General features: G+C 38.5%; 11 protein-coding genes. 7 read left to right on the forward strand and 4 right to left on the reverse strand.

What is annotated here, in order from left to right; genetic code table 11:
- Window positions 1-8: 8 nt before the first annotated feature.
- Together phnW and phnX are read left to right on the forward strand one after the other, a co-directional pair.
- Window positions 9-1,109 carry a 2-aminoethylphosphonate--pyruvate transaminase gene (gene phnW, locus ACE1MS_RS03975; RefSeq protein ID WP_031418866.1) on the forward strand — a complete coding sequence of 367 codons (1,101 nt, stop codon included), beginning with the start codon at window positions 9-11 and terminating at the stop codon, window positions 1,107-1,109.
- Window positions 1,099-1,908 carry a phosphonoacetaldehyde hydrolase gene (gene phnX, locus ACE1MS_RS03980; RefSeq protein WP_447402716.1) on the forward strand — a complete coding sequence of 270 codons (810 nt, stop codon included), beginning with the start codon at window positions 1,099-1,101 and terminating at the stop codon, window positions 1,906-1,908. Before phnW ends, phnX begins: the two co-directional genes overlap by 11 nt.
- Window positions 1,909-1,966: 58 nt before the next feature.
- On the opposite strand, the gene def is transcribed toward phnX, so the two are convergent.
- Window positions 1,967-2,524 carry a peptide deformylase gene (def, locus tag ACE1MS_RS03985; RefSeq protein ID WP_012293092.1) on the reverse strand — a complete coding sequence of 186 codons (558 nt, stop codon included), beginning with the start codon at window positions 2,522-2,524 and terminating at the stop codon, window positions 1,967-1,969.
- A 394-nt stretch (window positions 2,525-2,918) separates the two neighbouring features.
- Here def and pdhA point away from each other — a divergent pair, with 394 nt between their 5' ends.
- The 5 genes from pdhA to ACE1MS_RS04010 all read left to right on the forward strand — a co-directional run bounded on the left by pdhA (window position 2,919) and on the right by ACE1MS_RS04010 (window position 8,722).
- Window positions 2,919-4,034: a pyruvate dehydrogenase (acetyl-transferring) E1 component subunit alpha gene (gene pdhA / locus ACE1MS_RS03990; protein ID WP_012293093.1), complete on the forward strand. Its 1,116-nt coding sequence runs from the start codon at window positions 2,919-2,921 to the stop codon at window positions 4,032-4,034.
- Window positions 4,035-4,037: 3 nt separating this feature from the next.
- Window positions 4,038-5,015, forward strand: coding sequence for an alpha-ketoacid dehydrogenase subunit beta (locus ACE1MS_RS03995; protein ID WP_012293094.1), 978 nt, complete (start codon window positions 4,038-4,040; stop codon window positions 5,013-5,015).
- A 47-nt stretch (window positions 5,016-5,062) separates the two neighbouring features.
- A complete protein-coding gene (locus tag ACE1MS_RS04000) occupies window positions 5,063-6,397 on the forward strand; it encodes a dihydrolipoamide acetyltransferase family protein (RefSeq protein WP_036167335.1) in 1,335 nt (444 codons plus the stop codon).
- Window positions 6,398-6,402: 5 nt separating this feature from the next.
- Complete coding sequence (lpdA, locus tag ACE1MS_RS04005) at window positions 6,403-7,818, forward strand: dihydrolipoyl dehydrogenase (protein WP_012293096.1); 1,416 nt, start codon at window positions 6,403-6,405, stop codon at window positions 7,816-7,818.
- Between the two features lie 121 nt (window positions 7,819-7,939).
- The gene (locus ACE1MS_RS04010) at window positions 7,940-8,722 is read left to right on the forward strand and encodes an SDR family NAD(P)-dependent oxidoreductase (RefSeq protein WP_447402717.1); all 783 of its coding nucleotides are present in this window, start codon (window positions 7,940-7,942) and stop codon (window positions 8,720-8,722) included.
- A gap of 52 nt (window positions 8,723-8,774) precedes the next feature.
- On the opposite strand, the gene ACE1MS_RS04015 is transcribed toward ACE1MS_RS04010, so the two are convergent.
- From ACE1MS_RS04015 to ACE1MS_RS04025, 3 genes are all read right to left on the reverse strand, one after another.
- On the reverse strand, window positions 8,775-10,301 hold the full coding sequence (locus ACE1MS_RS04015; RefSeq protein WP_012293098.1) for a tripartite tricarboxylate transporter permease: 1,527 nt from the start codon (window positions 10,299-10,301) through the stop codon (window positions 8,775-8,777).
- Between the two features lie 17 nt (window positions 10,302-10,318).
- On the reverse strand, window positions 10,319-10,795 hold the full coding sequence (locus ACE1MS_RS04020; protein ID WP_012293099.1) for a tripartite tricarboxylate transporter TctB family protein: 477 nt from the start codon (window positions 10,793-10,795) through the stop codon (window positions 10,319-10,321).
- A 94-nt stretch (window positions 10,796-10,889) separates the two neighbouring features.
- A complete protein-coding gene (locus ACE1MS_RS04025; RefSeq protein WP_031418871.1) occupies window positions 10,890-11,909 on the reverse strand; it encodes a tripartite tricarboxylate transporter substrate binding protein in 1,020 nt (339 codons plus the stop codon).
- Window positions 11,910-11,915 lie beyond the last annotated feature (6 nt).

Consider the following 11,915-nt stretch of genomic DNA (forward strand, 5'->3'; position numbering starts at 1 on the left):
TGTAGAAGATGAGCAACTATAAATTATTAACACCAGGACCATTAACAACTACTAAGACAGTCAAACAGGAAATGTTAAAGGATCGCTGTACGTGGGATGACGACTATAAAAATGTGACACAAGTGATACGGAAGCAACTCTTAAATTTAGCGCAAGTCGATGAGCCACATTATACAGCAGTACTAATGCAAGGTAGTGGCAGTTTTGTTGTAGAGTCGGTGCTAACAACTGCTGTGGGTGAAGATGATAAATTGCTAATTATAACGAATGGCGCTTATGGTGAAAGAATTGTAGAAATGGCTAAAGTGTTAAGATTGGCACTAGTTGTTTATAGTGTCCCTTATGATAAACAGCCATCATCGTTAGAAGTTCAAGCGTTACTAGAAAAAGATGCAAGTATTACACATGTGGCGGTTGTACACTGTGAAACAACTACTGGTATTTTAAATCCAATTAAAGAAATAGGAGAAGTTGTTCATTCTTTCAACAAAACATTTATCGTAGATGCTATGAGTAGCTTTGGTGGTGTGCCAATGGATTTATCCGACTTGCATATTGATTTTTGTATTAGTAGTGCCAATAAATGTATTCAAGGTGTTCCTGGGTTTGGGTTCGTCATTGCTAAAACAAATATATTAGAAAAATGCAAAGGACAAGCGCGCAGTGTAGCCTTAGATTTATATAGTCAATGGGAAGTAATGAAAAAGGATGGGAAGTGGCGTTTTACTTCCCCAACACATGTAGTAGCGGCATTTGCTAAGGCGTTAGAAGAGTTAGTGGAAGAAGGAGGAGTTAACGCACGTTACCAACGTTATGCTGATAATAATCTATTACTGCGTTCTCGTTTATCGGTACTAGGGTTCGAGGCATATATTTCTGAAGAGCTACAATCACCGATTATTACAACGTATTTGTTCCCACATAAAGAATTTTCTTTTGAACATTTTTATCAGGAAATGAAAAAGGCAGGCTTTGTCATCTATCCTGGTAAGCTGACAGATGTAGATACATTCCGTATTGGAAATATTGGGGATATATATGAGGAAGATATGCAGGCCTTATGTGAAGTCATTGAAAACTATATGGTGGTGAAAAATAATGAAAATTGAAACAGTTATTTTGGATTGGGCAGGTACAGCAGTTGATTTTGGTTGCTTTGCCCCTGTAAATGTCTTTTTAACGATTTTTGAAGATGCTGGTGTAACAGTAACCCTTGAGGAAGCTCGTAAACCTATGGGCATGCTGAAAATTGATCATATTCGTACGATGCTTGAAATGCCAAGGATTAATGAAGAATGGAAACGAGTTCATCGCCAGCATTTTACGGAGGAAGATGTACATGTTCTATACAATCAATTTGAGTCAAAGCTAATGGAATCTTTGGCGACCTACACAGATCCTATTCAGCATGTAACCGCGACTGTACAGCAATTAAGAGAAGCGGGTATTCGATTTGGTTCTACTACAGGCTACACAGATTTCATGATGGAAGTCGTAACAAAACAGGCTGCTACGAAGGGCTATCAACCAGATTTTTTAGTAACTCCGACACAGGTTAGTGATAAAGGGCGACCCTATCCGTATATGATTTTCAGAAATATGGAGGCATTAGGAGCGAAATCAACCAAGCAAGTAGTAAAGGTCGGCGATACAACATCAGATATAAAAGAGGCGCTGAATGCAGGTGTTTGGGCTGTTGGTGTTATTATTGGAAGTTCGGAAATGGGACTGTCTGAAGAAGAGTTCCTAGCTTTAACTGCTGAAGAACAACAACAAGCCATTGAAAAAACAAAACGTATTTTTGAGATGACTGGTGCACACTATACCATTGAAACGATGAAAGACCTACCTATATTAATTAATACGATAAATGAAGAGCTAGCAAATGAAACGAACGATAGAAATTGAGAACAAAGAAAAAACAAACCTCAGCACAATTGCTGAGGTTTGTTTTGTTGATTTGCTTTTAATCACGTTCATAAGGAATTGAATCTGGAATTTCAGCAAATGGATTTTTCTCATTAATACGGTCATAAAACATGACACCGTTCAAATGATCTAATTCATGCTGAAAGGCGATGGCAGGCAATCCTTTAAGGCGCATTTTCTTCTCTTCCCCATCTATAGTTTTAAATTTTACTGTAATGCGTGCATGGCGTGGGACGTATCCAGGAACATTACGATCAACTGAAAGACAACCTTCTCCAGCAGAAAGGTATGTATTTTCAACTGAATGGCTGACTATTTTGGGGTTTATGGCTACGAAGCTTAATTGTTCACCAGCATCATCTTGCAAATGAAGTGCAAACATACGCTGTAGACTATTTACTTGATTGGCAGCTAAGCCTATGCCGCTGCGTAAATTATATTTTTCTGCCATTTCTGGGTCTTGGCTATTGATTAAGTACTGCAGCATATCCTCGGCGAGCTGCCTTGTTTCATCAGATAAAGGGAATTTAACTTCCTCAGCTTTCGTGCGTAAAGTCGGATGACCTTCGCGGATAATATCATCCATTAAAATCATATAGTAATCTTCCTTTCATCTTTGTAGTGCTCTATTAATTAGTATACATCACGTCTAAAAACAATCACATGAAAAAAGACCTTATTTGAATATACTCAAAAAATTTTTCGAATGCTATTAAATTTTCTAGAATGGGGTATTCTACTATTGGAAAACCTGTTGAAAAACTTAAGAATTACAAGGTGTAAATATGGTGTTCTAATACAGAATTTCGTTATTAGTAATACAGTATAGGACAGAGATAATTAAATGTTATTCTAGAAAAAATCTTTGTTTATAGCCGTAATATATGATTGACCGACAGTATTTTATTCAGTATACTGAGTGTCAAGAATAAGTTGTACTAGTCAAAAAGGTGATTTATTTTAATACAGCTGAAAGGGAGATGTGACAAATGAGCAAGAAAAACAATAATATTTTTGATGCTAAACAAACGCTAACTGAAATCGAAGATAAGTTTGAAATGTTTCAAATTTTGAATGAAGAAGGCGAAATTATAAATAATGAGGCAGATCCTAAATTATCGGATGAAGAATTAGTTGAACTAATGACACGTATGGTTTACACACGTATTTTAGACCAACGTTCAATCTCACTGAACCGTCAAGGCCGTTTAGGTTTCTATGCACCAACGGCAGGTCAGGAAGCTTCTCAGCTTGCTTCACACTTTGCATTAGAACAAGAGGATTGGATTTTACCAGGATATCGCGATGTTCCACAAATCGTGTGGCATGGCTTACCTTTAGATAAAGCGTTTTTATTCTCTCGTGGTCATTTCATGGGGAACCAGGTTCCTGAGGGTGTAAATGTTTTAGCACCTCAAATTATTATCGGTGCTCAATATATTCAAGCAGCTGGTGTTGCACTAGGTATTCAAAAGCGTGGGAAAAAGGCTGTTGCCGTAACATATACAGGTGATGGTGGTTCATCGCAAGGGGATTTCTATGAAGGTATTAACTTTGCAGGTGCATTTAAATCTCCAGCAATCTTCATTGTCCAAAATAACCAATATGCAATTTCAACACCACGTGAACTCCAAACTGCTGCAAAAACAATTGCTCAAAAAGGTGTGGCTGCAGGTTTACCAAGTATTTTAGTAGATGGAATGGATGCGCTTGCAGTATACGTTGCAACTCGTGATGCACGTGAGCGTGCTATTAATGGTGAGGGTCCAACGTTAATTGAAACAATGTGTTATCGTTATGGCCCACATACAATGGCTGGGGATGACCCAACGCGTTACCGTACTTCTGATACAGATAATGAATGGGCTCAAAAAGACCCACTTGTACGCTTCCGTAAATACTTAGAAGCTAAAGGTCTATGGGATGAGAAGAAGGAAGAAGCAGTTATTGAGCGCGCAAAAGAAGAGATTAAAGAAGCCATTAAAAAAGCTGATGCTGCTCCAAAACAAAAAGTAACAGAGTTAATGGAAAACATGTATAAAGGCGAAATGCCATCTAATTTAAAAGAACAGTATGAAATCTATAAAGAGAAGGAGTCGAAATAACCTATGGCACAAATGACGATGATTCAAGCAATTACAGATGCACTTCGCACAGAATTAAAGAATGATGAAAACGTTCTTGTATTCGGGGAAGATGTAGGTGTCAACGGTGGGGTATTCCGCGCGACAGAAGGCCTACAAAAAGAATTCGGAGTTGACCGCGTTTTTGATACGCCGTTAGCAGAATCAGGTATTGGTGGCTTAGCAGTCGGTCTTTCTCTACAAGGATTCCGTCCAGTTCCTGAAATTCAGTTCTTCGGCTTCGTTTATGAAGTAATGGATTCAATTAGTGGTCAGTTAGCGCGTATGAGCTACCGTAGTGGCGGCGTATATAACGCACCAGTAACAATTCGTTCACCATTTGGTGGTGGAGTGCATACTCCTGAGATGCACTCAGATAGCTTAGAAAGCTTAATGACTGCACAACCAGGTTTAACGGTAGTTGTACCTTCAACACCTTACGATGCAAAAGGTTTACTTATTTCATCTATTCGTAATGACAACCCAGTTATTTTCTTAGAACATTTAAAACTTTACCGTTCATTCCGTGAAGAAGTACCAGAAGAAGCTTACGAAATTCCACTAGGAAAAGCGGATGTAAAACGTGAAGGTAAAGATTTAACAATTGTTGCTTACGGTTTAATGGTTCATGAAAGCTTAAAGGCTGCAGAAGAACTTGAAAAAGAAGGCCACTCTGTTGAAGTAATTGATTTACGTACAATTCAACCAATTGATATCGAAACAATTATTGCGTCTGTAGAAAAAACAGGTCGTGCAATCGTTGTACAAGAAGCACAAAAACAAGCAGGTATCGCGGCAAATGTAGTAGCAGAAATTACTGAGCGCGCAATTCTAAGCTTAGAAGCGCCTGTTCTTCGTGTGGCTGCACCAGATACTGTGTACCCATTCCCACAAGCTGAAGGTGTTTGGTTACCAAACTACAAAGATGTAATGGAAACAGCGAAAAAAGTTTTAACATTCTAATGAAGCTTCTAAACTTGAACATCAGTAAATAGAAAGGATGGGTACACATGGCATTTGAATTCAGATTACCGGATATTGGCGAGGGAATTCACGAAGGCGAAATCGTGAAATGGTTCGTCAAGGCTGGAGATACAGTAAAAGAAGACGATATTCTTTGTGAAGTACAAAATGATAAAGCAGTAGTAGAAATTCCTTCACCAGTTGAAGGAACAGTAGAGGAAGTTTTAGTAGGAGAAGGAACAGTTGCCGTTGTAGGCGATGTTTTAATCCGTTTGGATGCACCTGGCTATGAAGATTTAAAGCTAAAAGGTGATAGTCATGCTGAAGAGAAAACAGAAGCACAAGTTCAAGCAACTGCTGAATCTGGTCAGAACGTAGAGAAAGCTCCTGCTAAAGAGGAGAAAGCACCAGAGAAAGCTCCTGAAAAAGCCGAAACAGTTGTTGATGAAACAAAACGTGTTATTGCGATGCCTTCTGTTCGCAAATTTGCACGTGATAACGACGTAAACATCCGTGAGGTAAAAGGTTCAGGCAAAAATGGTCGTATTTTGAAAGAGGATATTACAAACTTCTTAAATGGTGGAGGTACTGTTGAGACAGAATCAGCAACTGATGTGACAGTTGAAGAAGCTGTTCAACAAGAAACTACTCCATCAGCACCAGTTGTTCTTGAAGGGGAATTCCCAGAAACTCGTGAGAAAATGTCTGGTATTCGAAAAGCGATTGCAAAAGCAATGGTACACTCGAAACAAACAGCTCCACATGTTACACTAATGGATGAAGTCGATGTAACAGCTCTTGTAGCGCATCGTAAAAAATTCAAAGATATCGCAGCTGAAAAAGGTGTTAAATTAACATACTTACCTTATGTAGTGAAAGCACTAATCTCAACATTACGCGAATTCCCAGAATTTAATCGCTCATTAGATGATGCAACACAAGAAATTATCCAAAAGCATTACTACAATATTGGTATTGCAGCGGATACTGAAAAAGGTTTACTTGTCCCAGTAATCAAGCATGCAGATCGCAAGTCTGTATTTGCAGTGTCAAATGAAATTAATGAGTTAGCGACTAAAGCCCGTGAAGGTAAACTTGCACCACATGAAATGAAAGGTGCATCTATGTCTATTACGAATATTGGCTCTGCGGGAGGTCAATGGTTTACACCAGTAATTAATCATCCTGAAGTAGCAATTCTAGGTATTGGTCGAATTTCAGAAAAACCTGTAATAAAAAATGGTGAAATTGTAGCCGCACCTGTGTTAGCATTATCATTGAGCTTTGATCATCGTATGATCGATGGAGCCACTGCGCAAAATGCTTTAAATCACTTGAAGCGTTTGTTAAGTGAGCCAGAATTATTATTAATGGAGGCGTAACAAAAATGGTAGTAGGAGATTTCCCAATCGAAACAGATACTCTTGTCATTGGTTCAGGTCCTGGAGGATATGTAGCAGCAATTCGTGCAGCTCAAACTGGCCAAAAAGTAACAATCGTTGAAAAAAATGTACTTGGTGGTGTGTGCTTAAACGTAGGTTGTATTCCATCAAAAGCATTAATTTCAGTAGGTCACCGTTTTGAGCAAGCTAAACATTCAGATGACATGGGAATCATCGCTTCTGATGTGAAATTAGACTTCTCAAAAGCACAAGCATTTAAAGACAGCGTTGTTAAAAAATTAACTGGCGGTGTTGAAGGCTTACTTAAAGGGAACAAAGTTGAAATTGTACAAGGTGAAGCTTATTTCGTTGACGCTCATTCAGTGCGTATCATCAATGGTGAATCTGCTCAAACTTACACATTTAACAATGTCATTATTGCAACAGGTTCTCGTCCAGTTGAAATTCCTACATTCAAATTCTCTGAGCGCGTACTAAATTCTACTGGTGCACTTTCTTTACAAGAAGTTCCTGGTAAATTAGTGGTAATCGGTGGAGGTTACATTGGTACAGAGTTAGGATCAGCATATGCAAACCTTGGCTCACAAGTAACAATTATTGAAGGCGGAAAAGATATTTTAGCTGGCTTCGAAAAACAAATGACTCAAATCGTGAAAAAAGGCCTTAAAAAGAAAGGCGTTGAAATCGAAGTAAACGCATCTGCAAAAGGCGTTGAAGAAACAGAAAACGGCGTAGTAGTAACTTATGAAGTTGGCGGAGAAGAGAAAAAAGTTGAAGCTGATTACGTATTAGTGACTGTAGGTCGTCGTCCAAATACTGATGAAATGGGCCTTGCTGAAATCGGCGTTGAATTCGGTGAACGCGGTCTAATCAATGTAGATAAACAATGTCGTACAAATATTTCAAATATCTATGCAATCGGTGATATCGTTGCTGGACCTCAGCTTGCACATAAAGCTTCTTATGAAGGCAAAGTTGCTGCTGAAGCAATTGCTGGTGAAAAATCAGTTGTTGACTATCTTGCTGTACCTGCTGTATGTTTCACAGATCCAGAAATGGCGACAGTTGGTTACAACGAAGAACAGGCAAAAGCAGAAGGTATCGAATACACTGCCGCGAAATTCCCATTCGCAGCAAATGGTCGTGCTCTTGCATTAAACCAATCTGAAGGCTTCGTGAAGCTTGTTGCTCGTAAAGAAGATGGTTTATTAATCGGTGCTCAAATCGTAGGTGCTGGTGCATCTGATATGATCGCTGAAATGGGCTTAGCCATTGAAGGCGGAATGACTGCTGAAGATATCGCATTAACAATTCATGCTCACCCAACATTAGGTGAAATTACAATGGAAACTGCTGAAGTATTACTTGGCAATCCAATTCACATTGTAGCAAAAAAATAATGTAAAACCGTTTAAACGGCTATAAAGCAAATGCTTTGTAGCCGTTTTTTGTATATTATCTATAATTTTGTTAAAGTAAATATATTGTTAAGAATATTCGAAAATATTTGGGGTGAATATAATGGAACTAGGCTTAAAGGGGAAAGTAGCAATTATAACAGGATCGAGTAAAGGTATTGGCTATTATACGGCCATGCAACTTGTAAAAGAGGGTGCACAGGTTGTCCTTTGTGCACGTGGAGAAAAACAGCTACAGGTGGCAGCTGGGTGTATTAAAAATGAAACGGGTATCGATGTTTTAATTGTTCCAACGGATATTACTAAAGAAAAAGATTGTAAGAATCTAATTGAGCGTACAGTTGAACATTTTGGACACGTTGATATTCTCATTAATAATGCTGGGACAGCTTCAGCAAATCCTTTTGAATCTGTGAGTAGTGAGCTGTGGCAAGCAGATTTAGATTTAAAGGTATTTGGGGCTATTCATTGCTCAAAATATGTTGCGCCATATATGCGTAAGGCTGGTGGCGGTGCAATCGTTAATGTGACTGCGGTGATGGCTAAGACTCCCCCTGCAAGCTCGCTTCCTACAACTGTTAGCCGTGCTGCGGGACTTGCCTTGACAAAAGCGATGAGTAAGGATTTAGGTAAGGATAATATCCGTGTAAATTCTGTATGTATTGGGCTTATTCGCAGTGATCAAATCGAAAAAAAATGGAAGAAGGAAGATCCTAGTTTATCGTGGGAAGACTATTCTCGTAAAGTAGGACAATCTATTCCACTTGGTCGTGTAGGTGATACACAAGAAGCTGCTAACGTCATTACGTTTTTAGTATCTGATGCAGCTAGCTATGTTACCGGGACCTCATTGAATATTGATGGTGGTTCTGGTCACGCATTATAGTGAAAAAATCCACTATACTTTCATTAATAGAATGTGTAGTGGATTTTATGGATTATCCTTCTTCGTTAATCAGAACATTTTTACCACGCATTTTCATGAATAGTGGTATAAGTAACCAAGCAATAGCAGCTATTAAAAATAGTAATGATAAAGGCTTTACTATAAAAATAGAAAAATCACCATTAGAAATAGTTAATGCACGGCGCATATTATTTTCAATCATCGGTCCTAGGACAAGTGCTAGTACTAAAGGTGCTACTGGATAGTCATTTTTAGCAAATAGATAACCGAGCACACCACAAGCTAATAATAAAAATAAATCAAAAGTGGCGAATTGTACTGCATACACACCAAAAATTGAAATCGCAACAATAATGGGCAATAAATATTTTTTCGGAGTTTCTATGATTTTTGCAAAAATACGAACGAGAGGCATGTTTAAGGCTAATAACATAAAGTTTCCTATAAACATACTGGCAATTAATCCCCAAGCAACTTGAGGATGCTCATCAAATAATAATGGACCTGGCTGAATATTATACATAATAAGTGCACCCATTAAAATAGCAGTTGTACCTGAACCAGGAATACCTAATGTTAGCAATGGAATCATTGCGCCTCCTGATGCAGCATTGTTCGCTGATTCAGGTCCAGCAACACCGGCAATATGGCCTTTTCCAAACTTCTCAGGTGTTTTACTGAATTTCTTTTCGGTAATATAAGAAAAGAATGAGGCAAGTGTTGCGCCTGCGCCAGGTAAAACGCCAATGAAAAATCCTAGTAGTGAACCGCGAGCGATAGGGATAGCGCTTTCTTTTAAATCCTGCTTTGTTGGTAATACACGATTAATTTTTGCTAATTGACCATCTTCCTCATCTCTTTCAAGTATCGTTTTAAATACTTCTCCTAACGCAAATAAACCAACGGCAATTGTTAAAAATTCAATACCTGAGAACAGCATAGGTTGACCAAATGTAAAGCGTTCGATTCCGGATACAGCATCAATGCCAACTGTACCGAGCATAAGTCCTAAGGCAGTCATAATTAAAGCTTTTGTAATAGAGCGGCCTGCAAGTCCACTTACTGCAGCAAGCCCTAGTAACATTAATGAAAAGTATTCTGCTGGTCCAAATTTAAGGGCTAATTTTGATAATGGATTCGCTAATAGTATTAGACCAAGTAATGCTATAACCCCAGCACAAAAGGAACCAATTGCTGCAATAGAAAGAGCACTTCCAGCACGTCCTTGCTTAGCCATTTGGTAGCCATCCAATGTAGTAACAACTGATGAGGATTCACCAGGTGTATTTAATAAAATCGAAGTGGTAGAACCACCATACATGGCTCCATAATAAACCCCTGCAAGTAAAATAATTGAGCTTGTAGCGGCGGCCTCCGTAGGTAATCCCGCTGTAATGGTTGCGGTTACTGGGATTAATAAAGCAACGCCGCTCATTGGACCTATGCCAGGAAGGACACCAACTGCTGTTCCAATTATGACACCAACAAGAGCGAATAAAAGATTTTGCCATTGAAGGGCAATAGCAAATCCATCAGCTAAAAATTGCAATGTCGACATATGTTCACTCCTTTACATTAAAAAGTTGGGAAACTAGGCAATGAACCTCCTAGTAAACTTGTAAATAAATAATAGACACCCAATGAAAATCCAGCGGCAATAATAATGGAATAAATAAGCTTAGCTCGTTCCATCGTTTGGAAGCTAATACATAAAAATAAAAACGTTGTGATCACATAGCCTATTTTTTCTAGGAAGAATACATAGGCAATCGCACTAACAAAAATGATTAAAAATTTCTTGAGCTCAGTAGATGAGGTTTTAGAAGGTGCAGTTGGTCCTCCTGTAATTCTCTCCCTTACAGCATTTTTCCATGATTCATAAAATAGTTGAAGACTTAATAAACCTAAAATAATACCTAAACCTAGTGGAAATATTTTAGGACCGACTGTAGATCCATAAGCACTATCAGAAATTTGCGTTGCTTGAAAGATAAATAAAATGCTAACAGCTAAGAGGATAATGCTAAATGTTTTATCAAATGTGTAATTCAATCGTTATACACCTCCGTTGATAATAATTTAAGGTTGCACAAGTAAATCTTATTGGATGGAAATACTTGTGCTCTTTTTCGACACAGGCTATTCTTTACTTTTGCATACCAAGAGCTGTCAATAGTTCTACGATGATTTTATTCTGATTGTCTAGGTAAGTTGTAAAATCCTCAGCATTGCGGTATTCAGCTTGCCAGCCATTACGTGACACCTCAGCTTGCCATTCTTCTGATTCAGCCATTGCTTGTAATTTTTCAGACCAGTAGGTAACCGCATCTTCACTCATATTTTTCGGACCAAAAATACCACGCCAAATAGTAAATTCTTCATCAATACCAGCCTCTTTAAATGTAGGAACTTCTGCTAGCTCACCTTCTAAACGTTCAGAGGAACTTACGGCTAATACACGCACATCTCCTGATTTAACATAAGTAGCAATTGTCGAAGCATCTGTTGCAATGACATCAGCGTTGCCGCCTAGTAACGCGGTTACAGCTTCACCACCACCATCGTAAGAAACGTATTTAATTGTTTTTAAGTCTAAGCCAGCTTTATAGGCAGGAATAATTCCTACTAGATGATCCATAGAGCCCGGTGCAGAGCCACCTGCTAAAGTAACATCTTTTGGCGAATCTTTTATAGCATTTAATACATCTTCAAGCGTTTGGAATGGAGAATCCTTCTTAACAACAATTGCACCATAGTCACGCGTTAATTGTGCTAAGGGTGTAGTGTCCTTGTAGCCAAATTTACTATTTCCTTCAGCTTTTTCATGATTAATAAGAATTGGCGGTGATTTAACCATTAACATATAATCATTGCTTGCTTCCTTTGTAGCAAATGTTGCCATAAAGGCAGCACCACCGCCGCCTGGCTTGTTTTCAACTTGAATTGATTTATTAATTAAACCTGTATCATTCATCGTTTTTGCTACTGCACGAGCTGTTAAATCCCAACCACCCCCCGCCCCTGATGGAGCAACAATGGTAATATTACTTTTCGGATAATTATTTGCTTTTTTTCCTTCTGCTGTTTCTCCATTTGATGATGAACAGCCAACTAAACTAGTAAATAGTAAGCCAGCTATCATAACTTTTGAAATCTTCCTCCACATAAAAAT

Source organism: Lysinibacillus sp. fkY74-1 (assembly GCF_053165895.1).